This window comes from Ruegeria sp. HKCCD7181, assembly GCF_057221055.1.
On sequence record NZ_JBWVBC010000008.1, the window covers coordinates 32,806 to 52,272 of the forward strand.

The 19,467-nt window shown below is 58.4% G+C and carries 20 protein-coding genes; 9 read left to right on the forward strand and 11 right to left on the reverse strand.

The genetic code is table 11. The annotated features are described in order from the left end of the window. Window positions 1–19: 19 nt before the first annotated feature. From AC2TCY_RS15770 to AC2TCY_RS15805, 8 genes are all read right to left on the reverse strand, one after another. Window positions 20–553: an outer membrane protein gene (locus AC2TCY_RS15770; RefSeq protein ID WP_480848764.1), complete on the reverse strand. Its 534-nt coding sequence runs from the start codon at window positions 551–553 to the stop codon at window positions 20–22. A 263-nt stretch (window positions 554–816) separates the two neighbouring features. Continuing rightward, window positions 817–1,293 (reverse strand): YHS domain-containing (seleno)protein, encoded by a 477-nt coding sequence (locus AC2TCY_RS15775; RefSeq protein WP_480848765.1) that lies wholly within the window; start codon window positions 1,291–1,293, stop codon window positions 817–819. Window positions 1,294–1,465: 172 nt separating this feature from the next. Beyond that, window positions 1,466–1,741, reverse strand: coding sequence for a hypothetical protein (locus tag AC2TCY_RS15780; protein ID WP_480848767.1), 276 nt, complete (start codon window positions 1,739–1,741; stop codon window positions 1,466–1,468). Continuing rightward, window positions 1,738–2,343 carry a glycerol-3-phosphate 1-O-acyltransferase PlsY gene (plsY, locus tag AC2TCY_RS15785; protein WP_480848769.1) on the reverse strand — a complete coding sequence of 202 codons (606 nt, stop codon included), beginning with the start codon at window positions 2,341–2,343 and terminating at the stop codon, window positions 1,738–1,740. The genes AC2TCY_RS15780 and plsY overlap by 4 nt, the downstream gene beginning before the upstream one ends. Further along, entirely contained in the window at window positions 2,343–3,623 is a 1,281-nt protein-coding gene (gene pyrC / locus AC2TCY_RS15790) for a dihydroorotase (RefSeq protein WP_480848770.1), read from the reverse strand. The genes plsY and pyrC overlap by 1 nt, the downstream gene beginning before the upstream one ends. Continuing rightward, entirely contained in the window at window positions 3,620–4,006 is a 387-nt protein-coding gene (locus tag AC2TCY_RS15795; RefSeq protein WP_480848772.1) for a hypothetical protein, read from the reverse strand. Before AC2TCY_RS15795 ends, pyrC begins: the two co-directional genes overlap by 4 nt. Then, on the reverse strand, window positions 3,991–4,509 hold the full coding sequence (locus AC2TCY_RS15800) for a hypothetical protein (RefSeq protein ID WP_480848773.1): 519 nt from the start codon (window positions 4,507–4,509) through the stop codon (window positions 3,991–3,993). The genes AC2TCY_RS15795 and AC2TCY_RS15800 overlap by 16 nt, the downstream gene beginning before the upstream one ends. After that, entirely contained in the window at window positions 4,506–5,441 is a 936-nt protein-coding gene (locus AC2TCY_RS15805; protein WP_480848775.1) for an aspartate carbamoyltransferase catalytic subunit, read from the reverse strand. Before AC2TCY_RS15805 ends, AC2TCY_RS15800 begins: the two co-directional genes overlap by 4 nt. A gap of 762 nt (window positions 5,442–6,203) precedes the next feature. Between AC2TCY_RS15805 and AC2TCY_RS15810 the strand changes: the two genes are divergently transcribed. From AC2TCY_RS15810 to AC2TCY_RS15835, 6 genes are all read left to right on the forward strand, one after another. Continuing rightward, window positions 6,204–6,971, forward strand: coding sequence for a uracil-DNA glycosylase (locus tag AC2TCY_RS15810; RefSeq protein ID WP_480848776.1), 768 nt, complete (start codon window positions 6,204–6,206; stop codon window positions 6,969–6,971). Then, on the forward strand, window positions 6,968–7,567 hold the full coding sequence (locus AC2TCY_RS15815) for a metallophosphoesterase family protein (RefSeq protein WP_480848778.1): 600 nt from the start codon (window positions 6,968–6,970) through the stop codon (window positions 7,565–7,567). Before AC2TCY_RS15810 ends, AC2TCY_RS15815 begins: the two co-directional genes overlap by 4 nt. Beyond that, window positions 7,564–8,184, forward strand: coding sequence for a LysE family translocator (locus tag AC2TCY_RS15820; RefSeq protein WP_480848780.1), 621 nt, complete (start codon window positions 7,564–7,566; stop codon window positions 8,182–8,184). Before AC2TCY_RS15815 ends, AC2TCY_RS15820 begins: the two co-directional genes overlap by 4 nt. 6 nt (window positions 8,185–8,190) lie before the next feature. Beyond that, window positions 8,191–8,733 (forward strand): molybdenum cofactor biosynthesis protein B, encoded by a 543-nt coding sequence (gene moaB / locus AC2TCY_RS15825; RefSeq protein WP_480848782.1) that lies wholly within the window; start codon window positions 8,191–8,193, stop codon window positions 8,731–8,733. Window positions 8,734–8,839: 106 nt separating this feature from the next. Then, entirely contained in the window at window positions 8,840–10,294 is a 1,455-nt protein-coding gene (locus AC2TCY_RS15830) for an efflux RND transporter periplasmic adaptor subunit (RefSeq protein ID WP_480848783.1), read from the forward strand. A 5-nt stretch (window positions 10,295–10,299) separates the two neighbouring features. Next, a complete protein-coding gene (locus AC2TCY_RS15835) occupies window positions 10,300–13,701 on the forward strand; it encodes an efflux RND transporter permease subunit (RefSeq protein ID WP_480848784.1) in 3,402 nt (1,133 codons plus the stop codon). Here the strand turns inward: AC2TCY_RS15835 and AC2TCY_RS15840 are convergent. Next, complete coding sequence (locus tag AC2TCY_RS15840) at window positions 13,668–14,117, reverse strand: NUDIX hydrolase (RefSeq protein ID WP_480848786.1); 450 nt, start codon at window positions 14,115–14,117, stop codon at window positions 13,668–13,670. The genes AC2TCY_RS15835 and AC2TCY_RS15840 overlap by 34 nt on opposite strands. A 4-nt stretch (window positions 14,118–14,121) precedes the next feature. Continuing rightward, on the reverse strand, window positions 14,122–14,934 hold the full coding sequence (locus tag AC2TCY_RS15845) for a protein-disulfide reductase DsbD domain-containing protein (RefSeq protein WP_480848787.1): 813 nt from the start codon (window positions 14,932–14,934) through the stop codon (window positions 14,122–14,124). A gap of 147 nt (window positions 14,935–15,081) precedes the next feature. Here AC2TCY_RS15845 and AC2TCY_RS15850 point away from each other — a divergent pair, with 147 nt between their 5' ends. Beyond that, window positions 15,082–15,636 carry a YqgE/AlgH family protein gene (locus tag AC2TCY_RS15850; RefSeq protein WP_480848788.1) on the forward strand — a complete coding sequence of 185 codons (555 nt, stop codon included), beginning with the start codon at window positions 15,082–15,084 and terminating at the stop codon, window positions 15,634–15,636. Here AC2TCY_RS15850 and AC2TCY_RS15855 read toward each other — a convergent pair. Next, the gene (locus AC2TCY_RS15855; protein ID WP_480848789.1) at window positions 15,633–16,580 is read right to left on the reverse strand and encodes an L-threonylcarbamoyladenylate synthase; all 948 of its coding nucleotides are present in this window, start codon (window positions 16,578–16,580) and stop codon (window positions 15,633–15,635) included. The genes AC2TCY_RS15850 and AC2TCY_RS15855 overlap by 4 nt on opposite strands. Window positions 16,581–16,716: 136 nt before the next feature. Between AC2TCY_RS15855 and AC2TCY_RS15860 the strand changes: the two genes are divergently transcribed. Both AC2TCY_RS15860 and AC2TCY_RS15865 read left to right on the forward strand, forming a co-directional pair. Further along, on the forward strand, window positions 16,717–18,420 hold the full coding sequence (locus tag AC2TCY_RS15860) for an acyl-CoA dehydrogenase (protein ID WP_480848790.1): 1,704 nt from the start codon (window positions 16,717–16,719) through the stop codon (window positions 18,418–18,420). After that, window positions 18,420–19,466, forward strand: a complete 1,047-nt coding sequence (locus tag AC2TCY_RS15865) for an MBL fold metallo-hydrolase (protein WP_480848792.1) — start codon at window positions 18,420–18,422, stop codon at window positions 19,464–19,466. Before AC2TCY_RS15860 ends, AC2TCY_RS15865 begins: the two co-directional genes overlap by 1 nt. Window position 19,467 lies beyond the last annotated feature (1 nt).

Here is a 19,467-nt window from a genome sequence, read left to right on the forward strand (position 1 = left end):
CCGGGGCCGTCTATTTCAGTTAGAAACGGTATGCTGCCCGAATCTGGAATGTGGTTGCGTCTACATCCACTCCAGTGGAATTGAAATTGTCGAATTCGTGGTACAGAATCTCCCCGGCGATGCTGACATTTGGTGCTACGAATTGCTCATAGCCAGCACCGATGAACCAGCCATCGTCACTGCCCAGTGTATCAGTATCTGCATCGGCATAGCCGGCCGTTCCGTACAGCAGACCTTGCGGATTGATCTTATAGCCGGCGCGCGCTTTGAGGCGCCATACATTTTCGACAGTAGCCGCGCCAGACAGATCAACATCGGTCCAATCATAGTCGAAGCCACCGCCGACAACCCAATCGCCCAGGTCATAATCGTAACCCAGAATGATACCGCCGATCACATCATCGCCATCAACACCAGAGATGTTGGTGTCGATATCCGCATATCCGATTTGCGCACCGCCGTAAAAGCCGGTCCAATTACCAGACGATTGTGCCATTGCCGAACCGGCCGTCAAAGTTGCGACAACCGTGGCCAGAGCCAATTTTCCTGTCATCTTGTTTTCCTTCCGATCTAAAATCGGCTGCGGCGCCAATCCGGCGACAGCCTTGTGATTAGGCATACGGTCTGGCCCTGAGACCAGATCACTGATTTTTTGTATTCCGACCCGTATGTGCGTGACCCGTTACTTTGGCGACGCTGGCCCACTGCAATTGGATCCTTATCTGGCGGTACAGATAGGTCCCGGGCCTCATGTCTTCAAATGACAGTCGGCGGCGGATACGATCCGCCGCCGACCTACTGGAATTATTCAGCGGATTATTGCTGTTGCAGTTCCGCAGGTGTTTTTTCGGCGATGGTTTCCCAGTTTGTGCTGGCCTGCTCGATAAAGCCCGGGATGTCGCCTTCCCAGCGTTTCTGAATGCCCTCGGACAGGTTCAGATACAGCTTGTTGTCGACGATCTTCCAGTAGTTCGGATCGCCGTCAAACTTAAAGCCCATCGCGGCGCCAAATGCACAGTATCCGCCGTATGCAGGCAGGTAAGCTTCGGGGTTTTCTTCAAACGCGGCTTTGTTTTCCTCGTTGGCAAAACGGTACATTGCGTCGTCGTGGATCGAGGTGATTTGCCAGTCGCCTTTGGTCGGCGAGCCTTCGGTAAAATAGGCAACAGGGTCATAGCCCTGCAACGCCAGACCAGTGGTTGAGGTGTTGAGTTCAACGCCAGCGGCCAGAGCCGAGCTTGCGATTGCGACGGACAGCGCCACGCCACCGAGGATGGATTTGATCTTGTTCATGACTTCACCTTTCGTGAACAGGGCCGCTTGAAAGCAACTGAATTTTGCCCGGGCGGCCCGGATTTGTTTTCTGCGCCGCCGGTAATTGGCGATCACAAATTCCCAATTGGGCAGCGACCCGTTCACGTTCAAAGCAATCAATTGTGAATGTGCGGCAGTGAATATCCGGTGTTCATTTCCGCACGTCGGTCTGTAAGGCCATCACAAAGTCGACAACCTTTTCAGCAGACATTTCACAGGGCCGCAGTAAGGCCCTGCCGCTCTGAGTCAGATACAGATTGAGGCTGATATAGTCCGAACCGCCCAGCTCGTGCGCCACCAGTTTGTGCGACCTGCCGTCCACCTGAGACGTACGCGTTGCGATATATCGCCGAGATCCGGCATGCCCGATGAATGTCCCCTGCGGCAGGGTAAAAAAGGTGCTAAGAAACCGGTCTGATGCCGTCACGAATTGCCGATCTTGGGCTCTGTTCCGGCCTTGATCCGAGCCAGATTTGCGCTGTGCCGCCAATAAACCAAAGCGGTCAGGAGAAGACCAAGAACAAATGTCGATCCGTTCGTCAGCACCATGACCCAGGTTGTCGACAGTGCCGCCGCCGCCAGCGCGCCCACGGACGATATTCGCCAGATTGCAGCTGCAGCCAGCCAGGTCAGGCAGCAGGTAACGCCGACGCGCCAGTCCAATGCCAACCACAGTCCCAAAAAGGTTGCGACTCCTTTGCCGCCCTTGAAACCCAACCAGATCGGAAAGCAATGGCCCAGAAATGCGGTCAACGCAGCGATTTGCGCGGCGTCTTCTCCTGCAAAGGTACGGGCCAGCAGGACCGCCGCCGCGCCCTTGGCTGCGTCACAAATCAGCGTCAGCGCGGCCGCGCCCTTGTTACCCGTACGCAGCACATTCGTCGCACCGATATTGCCGGACCCGATGTTTCTTAGGTTACCCAGCCCCATGATCCGTGCGATGATCATCCCGAATGGGATCGAGCCCATCAGATAGCCGAAAGCGGCCCACAGGATCAGCTGTTCAGTGGTGCTGTCGAGTAAGGGCATCAGGCTCTCCGGTATACTTCTTTGCCAGCGACATAGGTTGCGGTGACCTTACCTTGCATCCGCTGGCCGTCAAACGGCGTATTCTGCGACTTCGATTTCAGCGTGAAACGGTCCAGAACAAAGGGTACGTCAGGATCAAACAACACCAGATCGGCAGGCGCACCCTTGGACAATCGGCCAGTTTCCAGGCCAAGCCGTTTTGCGGGGTTCAGCGCCATTGCGCGGAACAGCGCCGGTAAATCCAGGTGTCCTGCGTGGTAGAGCCGCAAGGCCGCTGGCAACAGCGTCTCAAGTGCTACAGCACCCGAGGCAGCCTCTTCAAATGGCAGGCGTTTGCTTTCTTCGTCCTGCGGTGTGTGCATAGAACTGATCGTGTCGATCAACCCGCTGCGTACTGCTTCGATAACAGCCTGCCGGTCGTCCTCGGACCGCAACGGCGGCTTGACCTTGAAGAAGGTGCGATAGTCCGCAACATCCAGTTCATTTAAAGTCAGATGGTGGATCGATGTGCCCGCGGTAATGTCCAACCCATTCCGCTTGGCCCGTTCCAGGGCGGGTAAGGCGCGGGCAGTGGTGATCTGGTCTGCGTGATAGGCGGCGCCTGTCATCTCCAGCAGTGCGATATCCCGGTCCAGCCCCATCCGCTCGGCCATCGGCGAAACTGCGGTTAATCCGCGCAAGGCGGCGAATTTACCGCTGGTTGCGGCGGCGCCGTTGCTAAGTCCGGGCTCTTGCGGGTGTGCGATGACCAAGGCCCCGCATGAGCGGGCATACGTCAGAGCGCGAAAAAACACCTTGGTGTTGGCAACGACATGATCGCAATCGGTGAAGGCTACCGCTCCTGCGTCCTGCAGGAATCCGATCTCGGTCATCTCGCGCCCCTCACGACCTTTGGTCAACGCGGCCATGGGCAAGACATTGACCGGCGTGTCAGCTTGTGCGCGGCGGGTGACAAATTCCAGGCTTTCCGGCGTGTCGGTTGCCGGGCTGGTGTCCGGCCGCGTGACAATGGTGGTTACACCGCCAGCTGCGGCGGCGAGGCCAGCCGATTTGTAGCTTTCCTTATGCCGCTCACCGGGCTCGCAGACCTTGACACCGATGTCGACAATGCCAGGAGCGAGGCAGTGGCCACCGCAATCGACAACCGGCGCGTCTGTAGCCACATCATTCCCGTCTCCGCACGCCACAATGCGGCCCGCTTCAACTTTAAGCCAACCAATGTTGTCGGTGCCGGTTTCAGGGTCGATCAGGCGGGCGTTGGTGAAGATAAAATTGTTCATGCCATAGCCCTTTCGATTGCGGCTTTGGTGGCGGCCGGGTCCGCCTGATATTTGATCAGGTGTTTGTCGCCCCTTTTGGTGACGATCTGGACAAAGCTGCCCATGATCTTGACCGCCTCGATCTGGTTCAGCGGCACCTTGCGCGCACCGGGGCCGGTGAGGGTGGTGTCGGTCATCTCCCATGTGGCAACAAGCTCTTCGGAGGCCAGATACCAGGCGCGAATACCAATGGCGGCAAGACCTGCGGGCGCACCTGTCCAAACGTAGGGATTTCCGATCAGCCAGAGCACGATCATCGCCCCCGCTATGGCCACAGCGGCGAGCCACGCATTGGTGCGAACATAGGCGCTTTTGTCGGCGGCGAAAATTACAGGATCAGCCACAGGGCGCCTCCTATGGCCAAAAGGATCACAAGGGCCAGAGTGGCCGAACCCAAGCGGCGCGGTTTATTGTTCTCTGGTATGGCCTGCGGCGCCGAAAACGGTTTGGCGCTTTCGGCTTGAATAACGCCGCCGGTCCAATTCGTTGCTTCTTCGGTGTACAGGCCGATCAGGCGCACCCGGCGGTCGGGTATCAACGTGGCCGCGCGCCCGCCAAAGGCCGCGCTGCGCAGGACCAAGATCCACCCTTTGATGGCCTCCAATACAGTGCGATCCAATTGATCCTTGGATACGCCGCAGCCGTCGTTGAGATAGCCGTACAAGCCGAGATCTTCGAGGTCGGAGACCGGGAAAATGTCAATCTGTTCAGGGTCCAGCCCTGCAACGCCCAGCACTTGGTCAACAGCGCCGGGTTCGCGCAGGAATTTTGCTTCTTCCGGACGCATGTCCAGTGCGAACAGGCGCAATACGCCGCGTTCATGGGGGGCGATGGTCAGATCGCTCATGCGGCCTCGCGTTGGTTGCGGGCCAGCAATTCCATTGCGGCCATGCGGACGGCGACGCCCATTTCAACCTGTTCCTGAATGACGGATCGGTTGATGTCATCGGCAAGCGTGCCATCGATCTCGACGCCACGGTTCATCGGGCCGGGGTGCATGACGATGGCATCCGGTTTGGCCAGCGCCAGCTTGGCGGCGTCCAGACCATAGCGGTGGTAGTACTCACGCTCGGAGGGGATAAAGCCGCCATCCATCCGCTCTTTCTGAAGGCGCAGCATCATGACGACGTCGACGTCCTTCAAGCCCTCGTTCATGTCGTCGTAGATCTCGGCCCCGAATTCGGCGAATTGCGATGGCACCAGCGTTGGCGGACCGATCAGGCGGATGCGGTTCTCCATCTTGCCCAACAGGATCAGGTTCGACCGGGCAACGCGGGAATGCGCGACGTCTCCGCATATTGCGATGTTCAGCCGGTGCAAGCGCCCCTTAGCCCGGCGGATGGTCAGCGCGTCCAGCAGCGCCTGCGTTGGGTGCTCGTGGCGCCCGTCGCCGGCATTTAGCACCGCGCAATTCACCTTTTGCGCCAGCAGGTCCACCGCGCCGGAATGGGGGTGCCGGACTACAAGCAGATCGGGATGCATCGCATTCAGCGTCATCGCGGTGTCGATCAGCGTTTCGCCCTTTTTGATTGAACTCGCCTGCATCGCCATGTTCATCACATCTGCGCCAAGCCGCTTGCCTGCAATTTCAAAGCTCGCCTGCGTGCGTGTCGAATTCTCGAAGAACATGTTGATCTGGGTTAAGCCTGCCAGCACATCCGAGTGTTTAGCCGCCTGCCGGTTCAGATCGACGTATTTCTCTGCCAGATCAAGAATGGCGGTAATATCGGATTGCGACAGACGCTCGATGCCAAGAAGGTGACGATGGGCGAAACGCATGGGGCGGGCTCCTGTCTGACAATCGGGCCGCTTATAGAAAGGACAGCGCGTCGAGGCAACCTAAGGTTCGGTTCCCTCGGGCAGTTTCTCGCAACCGCCTTCGGGCAGGCACTGCTCACCGGGTTTGCACCATTTGCCATATCCGCAGTCGATGGCCTTGATCGGAACGCAGCCCTGGTTTCGCGAGCACTTAAACCCCGGGCGGCATTGTGATCCGGTTTTTTCGCAGAAAAACCAGCCGGGGCGCGAACATCCGCCATCCGGCAGGCACGATGATCCCGACGCGCAGATCAGGCCACCCTCGCATCTGGTGGGTGGTGCCGTGTTGAACTCGGGCGTTTGCTGTTCACATTCACCGCGCCCATTGCAGAAACTGCCGCCAGGGCAGTCAAGGCGCGAGGTGCACTTGTTCGCTCCCGCGGGTGCACAACGTGTGCCGCCTGCCACGCAGCGCTCAAACGGTCCGCACGTCCGACCACCGCCACAATAAGTATGACCCAAAGGGATGCATCGGCCGTCAAAGCTGCACCTCTGACCGGCAGGGCAGCAGTTTCTGCCGCATTGCAGCTGACCCGCTGGGCATTGTCCGTTTTTGTCATGGAAATGGGCCACAACTGGCCCGCTGTTTGTCACAGCAAGCAGCAGTCCGATTAAAAGGATTCGCAAGGCCAACAACATGAATATGCTCATCGTCGGTGCGACCGAGCGACATGGCAAGGTCTATTCGCTTCCCCTCAGCCGTCAGGCGAGTAAATTGATCGTATGGAATCGGGTTTGGACTATCACACAGCGCGGGCCCTGCTGGAATGGCAGGTCGAACTGGGCGTGACCGATGCGATCGGAGACGTTCCGATTGATCGATACGCGCTTCCGGACACCGCACCGAAGGTTAAAAAGCCGACGGTCGCAGCCGCGGCGCCTCCCAAACCCAAAAAAGTTGATTCTGCGGCGCTTGCCCAGCAGGTTGCGAAATCAGCGGGATCATTGCCTGAGTTGCGCGATGCACTGGACGCGTTCGATCTCTGCGAGTTGAAACGCGGCGCGCGGCAACTGGTTTTCGCTGACGGCACGCCGGGTGCCCGGGTGATGATCATTGGCGAGGCACCCGGCCGCGACGAGGATCGTGAAGGAAAGCCATTTGTCGGCCGTGCCGGTCAGCTTTTGGACCGGATGCTGGCGGCGATTGATCTGGATCGCGGTCAAAATGTCTATATCACCAATGTCTTGCCGTGGCGGCCCCCTCAGAATCGTGATCCCAAGCCTGAAGAGATCGGGATGATGAAACCGTTTCTGGAACGGCACATTGCGCTGGCAAAGCCCGAAGTTCTGGTGGTGATGGGAAATATCAGCTGTCAGGCTGTTCTTGGCAAACGTGGAATAACGCGTCTGCGCGGGCAATGGGATCAGGCCTTGAACCTGCCAGTGATCCCAATGTTCCACCCTGCCTATCTGCTGCGCCAACCGCAGATGAAGCGGCAGGCGTGGGCCGATCTTCTGGAGCTGAAAGCAAGGTTGGAGACCATCGCATGAGGATTTTGGCTTTTTCAGACCTGCACATGGCACGCAACCGGGCTGCGGATCTGGTCGCCGCAAGTGTCGAAGCGGATCTGGTGATCGGAGCCGGGGATTATTGCAACATGCGTCAGGGTCTGGACGAGGCGATGATCATGCTCTCAGGCATTTCGGCTCCGTTGGTGTTGGTGCCCGGCAATGCCGAAAGCGCTGGTGAGCTGACCGAGGCCGCACCCGAAGGGGTGCATGTCCTGCATGGCTCGGGCATGACAGTGGATGGGCTGCGCCTGTTCGGATTGGGTTACGGTGTACCGGTTACGCCATTCGGAGATTGGTCCTGTGACCTGACCGAGTCAGAGGCTGCTGAGATGTTGGAACGTTGTGATGCTGCAGACATTCTGATCGCCCATTCACCGCCCAAAGGGTATGGCGATACGACATCACAGGGCTTATCCGTAGGTTCCGTCGCGGTGAGGAATGCAGTTGAGCGGATACAGCCGCTTTACGCTTTCTGCGGCCATATTCACGACAGCTGGGGCTACAGCGGTATGATCGGGCGTACACAGGTGGCCAATCTGGGGCCGACAATAAATTGGTTTAAGGTCGACCTATGATCGAAACTGTAACGTTGCTGGCCTTTGTGCCGGCCGCCGTTGTCCTGAACTTAACTCCCGGGGCGGACATGATGTTCTGTGTCGGGCAAGGGCTGAAGTCCGGGGCCAAACCGGCTCTGTTGGCCAGTGCCGGGATAGCAGTTGGTTCACTTGTGCATGTCCTGTTGGCCGGGCTTGGCTTGGGCGCGGCAGTTTCCACAATGCCATGGTTGTTTGATGTGATTCGCTGGTTGGGAGTCGTTTACCTGCTGTATCTGGCGTGGGGCGCAATCCGGAACGGTGCAGTGTCGGCTGATGGCCCGGCCAAGCCAAGCCGGTTCGCCTTCCGCGATGGATTTGTGGTGAACCTGACCAACCCCAAGGTCATCCTGTTTGTTCTGGCCTTCATCCCGCAGTTTGTCGATCCGACACAGGGTTCGATCCTGTTACAGTTTCTGATTTTCGGAGCCGTCATTTCGCTGGGTGGTTTGGTAGTGAACGGGCTGGCCGGTGTCTTTGCCGGGGGTGCGGGTAAAGCGCTGATCTCAAACCCCCGTGCGTCACGTATAATCGGTTGGGTCTCCGGCGGTATTTTCACCGCTTTGGCGATCCGGCTTGCCATCATGGAAAGGGCCTGATGCCACATGTCGCGTATTGATGAAACCATGGACTTCATACCCGTCCGGATTGCCGTTCTGACTGTATCGGACACAAGGTCGATTGAGGATGATCGCTCGGGCCAGACGCTGGCGGACCGGATTGAGCGTGCGGGGCATATGCTGGCGGATCGTCAGATCATTCAGGATGAACGCACGGAAATTGCGGCTCAGCTGCGCCTTTGGATCGCGGACCCGGATATTGACGTGGTGATTTCCACCGGCGGGACCGGTCTGACCGGCCGCGACGTGACGGTAGAAGCGCACAGAGACGTCTATGAAAAAGAAATCGAAGCCTTTGGAACCGTTTTCACCATCGTGTCGATGGAAAAGATCGGTACTTCGGCCGTGCAATCCCGCGCCACGGGCGGCGTGGCCGGAGGGACCTATCTGTTTGCTCTTCCCGGCAGCCCCGGCGCTTGTAAAGACGCGTGGGACGCAATCCTTGAAAAACAGTTCGATTACCGTCATCGCCCCTGCAATTTTGTGGAAATAATGCCCCGATTGGACGAACATCTGCGACGGAAGTAGACTGTTCCAGCGTTTAACGCATCATAACCGCTATGTGGCTTGGCATTTTTTGCCACCCGGCTACCATTTGAGCAAGCCAGCGTTTTGCGACCGGAGTAAGTGATCGATGCGATTTCTGCGACAGAGCCTAGTAGGCGTTTTCCTGGCGTTTATGACACTGGGATTGTTGCTCGTGGCCGCTCAAATGATCGTCGGAGCGGTGCAGGATGTATTAACGCGTGACACTCAGCAACCCGACGCGCGAGAACGAGTTTTTGCTGTCGTGGTTCAAACTGCTGAACCTGAAACGATTACACCCTACCTTGAGGCTTTTGGTCAGATCCAAAGTCGGCGCAGGCTGGAGCTGCGCGCCGCCTTGGGCGGACGCGTCGTGTCTTTGGCCGAGGATTTTGAAGATGGGGGTACGGTCTCGGCCGGCGAATTGCTGGTCGAACTCGATCCGGCGGATATGCAGTCGGCGCTGGATCGCGCCAAGTCTGATTTGCTGGACGCACAATTTGAAGAACGTGACGCCGAACGCTCGTTGCTTTTGGCTCAGGACGAGTTGAAATCTGCTGAAGCACAGGCTGAGCTGCGGGAACGTGCCCTGCAGCGCCAGCGCGACTTGCAATCGCGCGGTGTCGGAGCCGCAGCCAGTGTTGAAGAGGCTGAACTTGCCGCAACCTCTGCTCAGCAAGCTGTATTGTCCAGTCGTATCAATTTGGCGCAGGCGGAGTCGCGCGTTGATCAGGCGACTACACTTCTTGCCCGTGCTCGGATCGCGCTGGACGGGGCCGAGCGCGATCTGGATGACATGACCATTCACGCGCGCTTTGCCGGTACTTTGACCGGTGTAACTCTTGTCGAAGGGCGGCTTGTTTCGGCCAATGAAAAGCTGGCGGAACTGGTCGATCCAAGTGCGCTTGAGGTCGCATTCCGGGTTTCAACCGCGCAGTTCGTGCGATTGTTGGACGATGAGGGCGATCTGATCCCCGCGCCGGTTACCGTTTCGTTGGAAGTGACCGGTACTGATTTGGTTACCAGGGGTCGAATCAGCCGTGACAGTGGTTCGGCGGGCGAAGGGCAGACCGGACGTTTGATCTATGCGCGCCTGGAGGAAGCGCCGGGCTTCAAGCCAGGAGATTTTGTTACCGTTTCAGTGGAAGAGAAGGCGTTGGACAATGTAGTGCGACTGCCGTCGTCGGTGCTGGACGCGTCGAGCAGTGTGCTGGTGCTGGGACCGGATGACCGGCTGGAGCCCCTGCCGGTTCAGCTGATCCGCCGGCAAGGTGACGAGGTTTTGTTGCGAGGGGAGGGGCTGGCCGGTCGCGAAGTCGTGGTTGGCCGCACACCCTTGCTCGGTTCGGGTGTGAGGGTACGCCCGCTGCGGGTTGAAGCCAGTGCTGATCCTGATCCGGACATGGTCGAGCTTTCAGACGAAAAACGCGCTCAGTTGATGGCGCAGGTCGAGGCCAGCGAAGCCATGCCACAGGCCGATAAGGACAGGGTTCTGGGGCAGCTCCGCGAAACCAGCGTTCCTGCAACGCTTGTACGGCGCCTTGAAACCCGGGCCGGGGGATAGCGGCCATGATCCGCGAAATTCCCGGAGCGGCGGGAGGCATACTCAGTTATTTCACCCGCCATCGTACAGTGGCCAACCTGCTATTGCTTGTCATGTTGGTGTTGGGCGCCGCGGCCATTCCGAACATGCGCGCGCAGTTCTTTCCGGATGTGATCCTGGAACGGGTTAACGTGAATATCCAATGGGACGGTGCAGGTCCTGAGGATGTGGACAACGGCATTATTCAATTGTTGGAGCCCGCTCTTCTGGCGGTCGAAGGGGTTTCGAGAACCGAGTCGACCTCGCGCGAAGGCTCAGCTGGTATCGAACTGGAATTCGAACCCAACTGGGATATGGCCCGCGCGGTTGAAGAGGTCCGGACCGCAATCGACAGCGTGACCAACTTGCCCGATGACGTTGAAGAGCCAACCATTCGGCGGGCGGCTTGGCGGGATCGCGTAACAGACGTGATCATCACGGGGCCAATCGAATCGGAACAGTTGGCGAAGTTCACAGATGAGCTGATCAATCGCCTGTTTGAAGCCGGTGTGACACGGACGACTATTCGTGGACTGGCGGCCCCACGTATCGTTGTAGAAGTGCCCACTGTTCAATTGATAGCCAATGACATTACGATGTCCGAGATTTCTTCGGCCATCGCCGCCGAAGTTACGGCTAGCCCAGCCGGGGATGTGACCGGCGCAAACGCACGTATTCGGACCGGCACCGAGAAACGCACACCTGAAGAATTGGAAGGGGTTGCGCTGCGTACATTCCCCGACGGCTCGAAACTTGTTGTGGGTGATGTCGCGCAAATCCGTGTTGAAGGGGTCACCCGCAACAGAAGCTATTTTGTCGGCGACAACCCGGCCATGTCTATTCGTGTGGACAGATCCAATCTGGGGGATGCAATCGGCATTCAGCACACAGTTGAAGACGTTGTTCTGGACATGCAGGCCAGCCTTCCGGAAGGAATAACGGTCGAGCTGATCCGGACCCGGGCGCAGGCCATCACCGATCGACTTGATATTCTGATCGACAATGGCCTGGTTGGTTTGGGGCTGGTTGTCTGCCTTCTGTTTCTGTTTTTAAACGCGCGCATTGCCTTCTGGGTGGCGGCGGGTATTCCAGTGGCCATGTCCGCCGCAATTGCTCTGATGTATCTGGGTGGGCTGTCGATCAACATGGTGTCTTTGTTTGGCCTGATCATCACGTTAGGTATCGTGGTGGACGATGCCATCGTTGTGGGCGAACACGCCGATTTCCGCGCCCGCCGGTTGGGCGAAGCGCCAATGGTTGCCGCTGAACGTGCTGCGCGCCGTATGGCGATGCCAGTTTTCGCCGCAACCCTGACCACCGTAATCGCCTTTTTTGGCCTGACGGCAATTGGCGGGCGGTTTGGGGAACTGATCCGCGATATTCCGTATACAGTGATTGCTGTTCTGATTGCCTCGCTGATCGAATGCTTTCTGATTTTGCCAAACCACATGGCCCATGCCATTGCGCATTCGACCAAGGAACACTGGTACGACCTGCCCAATCGGGTGGTGAACAGGGGTTTTCGCTGGGGGCGCGATAACTTGTTCCGCCCATTGGTCGCCTGGGTTGTCTGGGCACGCTATGTCGTTGTTGCGATTATGTTGGTGATCCTAGCCAGCCAAATTTCTCTGTTCATCAAAGGCGAAGTGAACTGGCGGTTCTTCAATGCGCCCGAACGCGGTTCGGTCACCGGCAATTTCATCATGGTCGAAGGGGCAACGCGCACGGAAACGCTGGAAATGATGCGCATGGTCCAGCGTGCAACCGAAGAACTGGGCCAGATCTACGAAGACCGCCATGGTCGCAATCCCATTGACTATGTCTTGGCTGAAGTTGGCGGATCCGCTGGATGGGGTCTGGCCGCAGCTGATGGAAAGGATGCTGACCTGTTGGGTGGCATCTCGATCGAGCTGATCGACGCCGATCTGCGACCTTATTCCAGCTTTGAATTCGTGGGTGAACTTCAGGATTTTGTGCCTCGCCACCCCAAGGTAGAATTACTCAGCTTCCGGGGCTGGCGCTCGGGTCCGGGTGGCGATGCAATTGATGTTCAGTTCTACGGCGCGGATGTGAACACGCTGAAATCCGCGTCCGAGGATTTGCAAGCCGCGCTATCTAAATACCCCGAGGTTTCTGCACTCGAGGACAATCTGGCCTATGACAAGGAAGAGTTCATTCTGGATCTGACTGCTCAGGGCGAGGCGCTGGGTTTCCGGATAGAAACGCTTGGTCGCGTGTTGCGGGATCGTCTGAACGGAATTGAGGCTGCAACCTTCCCCGACGGACCGCGCAGCACCGAAATCCGGGTGGAACTGCCCGAGGATGAGCTGACCGCCGATTTCCTGGAGCGAACCCTGATGCGCTCGCCCGATGGGGTGTATGTCCCGCTGGCCGATATTGTCGCTGTAGAGCGTAAGTCGGGCTTTTCGTCAGTCCGTCGCGAGAATGGATTGCGGATGATAGGAGTGAACGGCGACATTTCCGAGGATGACCCGGCCAAGGCCGCAGAAATCGCACGGGCTCTGCAGGAGGAAATCCTGCCCAACATTGCGGCAGAGCGACAAGTCGAATGGCGTATGGAGGGGCTGAGCGAGCAGGAGGACGAGTTTCTTTCGGAGGCGCGCACCGGGCTGATACTGTGTTTGACCGGCATATATCTGGTATTGGCCTGGGTATTTGCCAGCTGGACCAGGCCACTGGTGGTGATGGCGATTATCCCCTTTGGCCTGGTAGGGGCGATTTGGGGGCATTACCTGTGGGACGTCCCGCTCAGTATGTTCACCGTTGTGGGCCTACTGGGAATGACAGGTATCGTCATCAACGATTCGATCGTTTTGGTGACAACCATTGACGCATATCAACAGGAGCGCGGGCTGGTGCCTTCGATTATCGAAGGCACTGCGGATCGGTTGCGCCCGGTCATGTTGACCACCCTGACTACGGTCTTGGGCCTGACGCCACTGATGTATGAAAGCTCGCAACAGGCCCAATTTCTCAAACCTACGGTGATCACGCTGGTTTACGGGCTTGGTTTTGGAATGCTCTTGGTGTTGCTTCTGGTTCCCGCGCTGCTGGCCATTCTGAATGATGTCTCGCGGCCGATGACCGCCATGCGCCGCGCAATGCGGGCGCCAGACCAGGTTGTGCGAGGTGCGGTGACAGCCACCGGTTTCGCGTTGGCAATCTGGTTGGGTGTGTCGATGGTTTGGCCCGCATTTACCGGTGTTCCATTCGCTCCGCTCGCAGAGTTTTATCCTGGCGAAGATGGGCTAAACGCGTTGAAGATGGGGTTTGGTGTCTTCGCCGCCGGGGCGGCGGTGATCCTGGTGGTAGGGGTTGTGGCGTCGGGGCTGCTTTACGCGCGCTTGTCCGGGCGAGCCAAAGTCTGATCAAACCGTAGCGCCGTTTCCAGCAGGTCCGGGACACGGGCGCTCATCGGTATACTGTTGCGCAGAATTTGCTCGGTCGGAAACCACCGGGCGTCGCGCGCATCGTCACCTGCCATAGGTGTCCCTGACTGGTACTGACAAGCGACACCAACCAGCAGGTAATGCGTACGCACCGCTCCTTTTTCGTCGTGATGCAGCAGGTCGAGATTGTCGAGATAAGACAAAGGGCGGGCCGCGATGCCAGTTTCCTCACGCAATTCGCGTACCGCCGCCTGTTTCACTGTTTCACCCCATTCGACATGGCCGCCCGGAAAGCCCCAGAGACCTGCGTCAGGTTGCTTTCCACGCTGTACCAGCAATACCTGGTTTTGATGCACAACAACGGCCAATGCACCGATTTTTGGGGTTTGGCTCATATCGTCAGCCGGCACTGCACCCGAGTATGTCTACGGCGTGCTTGGTACCCAATATTGTGATCCGCACTTCTGACCGATCCAATGCAAACGGTGCGCCTGAGGCATTGATGACCTCGGTTCGGGCAATCAGTGTGCTGCCTCGCCGTTCAGCGTCAGATTGCGATGCCCAGAGTGTTGGGTTGCCGGGTTCGATGACGGCAACTTCGGTGCCGCCTGCCGATGGCATCGTAATATGTGCTTCTATCTGCATTCCGTCTTTCGTGGGTGTCAAATGACATGCAGCGCCGGCAACCCCGGCCTCGCGGGCAGAATAGGGCCGTTGCGCCAGAGCAGCGGCAATTGCCGGATTACGGATTGCCTCGGGGTCCAGCGTGTGATCGAATCCCAACCGACCTGGTACACAGACATCCTTGCAGACGCCCAAATCCATTTCTCCGCGCAACCTTACCGGCTTGGCCGGGTTATTTGGTGTGATCTCGACAGGCAGCACCAGTTGGTCTTCATACCCGATGGAGCGCAGCCCATTTTGGTCAAACACATGCGGAGCGGGCCAGGTGATCGCGATATCGCCCACATTGCGGGACCGGCTCCAGTCGAATTGCGGGGGAATGCCCGCATCTCCCGGCGCGCGCCAATACGTCTTCCAGCCGTCCTTCAACGTCAGGCGCAACGCCCCCTGGTAGGTGCCATTGACGGTTTTGCCGCCATCCAGAACCTCAAGCTGCACGAGGTTATCCACGCCCTGACCAAACGAAGGAAAGGCCAGACTCAGGCTGGCGATCAGGGTGGCTGCGGCGGGTTTCCAGAGCGTCATCATAGCTTATAAATGCGCCTTACAGGCCGAATTGCCAAGTCACGTTCGGGTCACTGTAGTGAAATCCAAAGGAATCGCCTCTGATCCCTTGCCAATACCCATCGCACGGGGCCATTGTTGTGGGGTAACAGAGCCAAGAGTTGTCTCCTTATGGACCTGACCGGAAAACTGTTAATTGCGATGCCCGGCATGGGTGATCCACGTTTCGAACACTCGGTGGTTTATGTTTGTAGCCACGAGGATGACGGGGCGATGGGGTTGATTGTCAACAAACCGTCAGATTTGCGAATCAAGACGCTGTTGGAACAGCTCAACATTGCGTGCCGTATTCCGGTTGTTGGCGAAAGGCTGGTCCATTTCGGCGGCCCGGTCGAAATGTCGCGCGGCTTTGTCCTACATTCCGCGGATTACGAAGCCAATCTGCACTCGATGCAGATCAGCGACGATTTCAGCATGACTGCAACCATGGATGTACTTGAAGATCTGGCCTCGGGCCGAGGGCCGCTGAATTCGATGGTGACGCTGGGCTATTCGGGTTGGGGACCCGGTCAGCTTGAGGACGAGATCGCTCTGAACGGCTGGCTCACGACGGAATCTGACCCGAAATTGGTCTTTGACTTGCCCGATGACGAGAAATGGGAGGCGGCTCTGGCAACGCTTGGGGTCGACCCGCTGACACTGTCGGCCAGCGCAGGCCGCGCCTAGTTTCGAGGGGCGGCGGCTCGGCGCAGCCGGTCGTTGATTGCTGCTCCCAAACCTTTAACGGGGATTGGCGTTACGGCGATCGGGCGGCCGGATTTATCCAAATCGTGTAGGGTTGCGAACAGATTGGCCGCAGCTTCGACCAGATCACCTTTGGCAGACAGATTTACGTCACATTCGACTGAACCGAAGCCCAGGACGATCTCATCGCCTTGCCGCGTCTCTGCATTCAAACGCACCGGAGCTTCTGGCGCGTAATGCGATTGCAACTGGCCCGGTGCGGTCAACAGATCGTGCGATTGGTGGTGATGCAGTCGAGTGTTCAGAACTTCCTCAATCTGATCCAATGCCACGCCTCCTGGGCGCAGCAGCGTCGCCTCTCCGGCCAATCCGACAATGGTTGATTCCAAACCCACCCCGCAGGGGCCGTCGTCCAGAACCGCAGCGATCCGTCCGTCCAACCCAGCGCGCACATGTTCTGCTGTAGTGGGGCTGATCCGGCCTGACGGATTGGCGGAAGGTGCCGCGACGGGGCCGTCAACAGCCTGTAACAAGGCGCGCGCCGTTGGGTGCGCAGGAACTCGAATCGCCAGCGTGTCCAGCCCGGCTGTGACCAGAGACGACACTCCATGCCCCTCAAGCAGTGGCAGAACCAGAGTCAGCGGGCCAGGCCAGAAGGTATCGGCCAGTCGCTCTGCCTGGTCGGACCACTTAACGAAACGTCGGGCGGCTTCGACCGAAGCGATATGCGCAATCAGCGGGTTGAAACTGGGTCGTCCTTTGGCGGCGTAGATTGCCGCCACCGCCTCGCCATTGAGGGCATCACCGCCCAGCCCGTAAACGGTCTCGGTCGGGAAGGCGACCAGTTGCCCCTGCCGCAGCAGATCGGCGGCCTGTGCCAGCCCGGCTGGATCGGCGGATAAATACTCGGTACGGTAGGGGATCATTGGTCGTGACGCCGCGTTTTGGTTGCTTGCAACATGAGGAAGGTTAGGTAATCGTTCCAGCCCAGATGATTACCGGTGCGGCTTGCGGATTCCAAGCCCGCACATAAAAACCTTCAGATAACCCTCGAGGGAAGCCATGCCGTATCGCGCTCCAATTTCTGACTATCAGTTCCTGCTGGACCATGTGGTTGGCTTTGACCAAATCGCCGCGACCGAGAAGTTCTCAGAGGCGACCGGCGATGTCGTCGGCGCGATCCTGAACGAGGCGGGCAAGTTGTGTGAGGAGGTCATGGCGCCCCTGCAGGTCCCTGGCGATCAGACCCATCCCCGGCTTGAGAACGGCGTACTGCGCACTTCGCCCGGGTATTCGGAGGGGTGGAAATCCATTGCCGAAGGCGGCTGGATCGGCATGAGCGGTGATCCGGAGTATGGCGGCATGGGACTGCCGATGACAATAACCACCGCCGTGAACGAGATGATGAGCGCGGCGTGCCTGTCATTGCAACTGGCACCGCTGATGTCGCAAGGGCAGATCGAAGCATTGGAGCATCACGCCAGCGACGCGCTAAAGCAGCTTTATCTACCCAAGCTGATGGCGGGTGAATGGTCGGGCACGATGAATCTGACAGAAGCGCAGGCTGGTTCGGATGTGGGTGCTTTGGCTTCTAAGGCTGAACCCAATGGAGATGGAACCTATGCCGTGACCGGGCAGAAGATCTTTATCTCCTGGGGTGACAATGACTTTACCGAGAACGTTTGTCATCTGGTTCTGGCGCGTCTGCCAGACGGTGTGCCGGGGACCAAAGGGATTTCTTTGTTCCTGGTTCCGAAATACCTCCCGGATGAGAATGGTAACGCCGGTGCTGCCAATGACCTGAAGGTTGTCTCGCTGGAACACAAGATGGGCCTGCACGGCTCGCCCACGTGCGTGATGCAGTATGATGGGGCCAAAGGTTGGCTTGTGGGCGAGGAACATGGCGGCATGGCAGCCATGTTCACCATGATGAACAATGCGCGTCTTGGCGTCGGCGGGCAGGGCGTTGGAGCAGCCGAAGGAGCGTATCAACATGCGCTGGCCTATGCGCTGGAGCGTAAACAGGGCAAGACCCCTTCGGGCACGATCATCGATCACGCGGATGTTCGCCGGATGCTGATGGATATGCGGGCCGATGTTTTTGCAGCTCGGGCAATTTTGTTGGCAAACGCGGCAGCGATAGACATGGCGCAGGCCACCGGTGACGTCGAGTGGAGCACACGTGCTGCTCTGCTGACACCGATCTGCAAAGCGTTTGGAACCTATACTGGGATGCGCGTTTCCGAAACCGGCGTTCAGGTGCATGGCGGCATGGGGTTCATCGAAGAAACCGGCGCGGCCCAATATTATCGCGATGTACGCGTTACGGCGATCTATGAAGGCACCAACGGCATTCAGGCCATGGATCTTGTGGGGCGCAAGATGATGGACGGCGGCGATGCCGCCTCCCGCCTATTGGATGAAATCGAGGATCAGGCCGAACAGGCTCGTGCGACGTTGCCTGACTTGGCAGGGCCGGTCTGGGAAGCCACCGAGACCTTGCGTGAAGCAACTGAATGGCTGGTGTCGCAGAGCGACATGAACACTCGCTTTGCCGGCGCGACCGCCTATCTGACCGCGTTCGCACGTGTTCTGGGCGCGCATTACCACCTGTCTGCGGCTCTGGCTGAACCGGAAGGGCCGCGCGCCAAGCTGGCTCGGTACTATATCAATGCCTTGCTGCCCGAGCACACGGGCCTGTTGGTACAGGCGCAGAAAGGGGCGGATGACCTTTATGCGTTCACTGTTGAGGAGTTGGCAGTCTGATGGACGGTGATATGGGGCAGACCATCCGGTATCCGTGGAACGAACCTCCGGCACCGGGCGATGCAACCGAGATTGCCGAGGGTGTATTGTGGATGCGCCTGCCGCTGCCAATGGCGCTGGACCATGTGAATGTATATGCGTTGGATGACGGAGGCGGCTGGACGGTGATCGACAGCGGGCTGTCGTCGAAAAAGACACGAGCCATCTGGGATAGCCTGATGGTCGGGCCGCTATCTGGCAAACCGATCAAGCGGGTCGTGGTGACGCATCACCACCCCGATCACGTTGGCAATGCAGGCTGGTTCCAGACCGAGCATGGGGCCGAGCTGGTGACGACCCGCACCGCCTGGTTGTTCGCGCGGATGCTGACGTTGGACGTGCAGGAAAACTGGCCGCAGGAAACGCTGAATTTTTACCGTAGCGCCGGTATGGCCGGGGATGTCCTGGCCAAACGAATGGCCGAGCGCCCCTTTAACTTTGCCGATGTCGTTTATCCGATGCCACTGGGCTTTACCCGGGTCAAGCAGGGCGACGTAATCCGTATGGGCGGACGCAACTGGGATGTGCATATGGGCAACGGCCACGCCCCCGAGCATGCAACCTTCTGGAGCCGCGACGACAATCTGGTGCTGACCGGCGATCAGATTCTCAGTTCGATCAGTTCAAATCTCGGAGTCTATGCGACCGAACCCATGGCCGATCCGGTTGCTGACTGGCTGGAAGCCTGCGAACGACTGCGACCACTGGCACGTCCCGATCATCTGGTGCTGGGCGGGCACAAGCTGCCCTTTACCGGTCTGCCGATGCGGATGCGCCAACTGATCGACAACCACCATGGCGCGTTGGATCGTCTGATAAACGAACTGAACCAACCGATGACTGCCGCCGAATGCTTCACGGCTTTGTTCAAACGTTCGATCAAGGAAAGCGAATATGGCCTTGCATTGGTCGAGGCGGTTGCACACCTGAACCATCTCTACCACATTGATACTGTAACCCGGACGCGGCGCGCGGACGGAGCGTGGCAATATCAACGCAAAGGGTAGC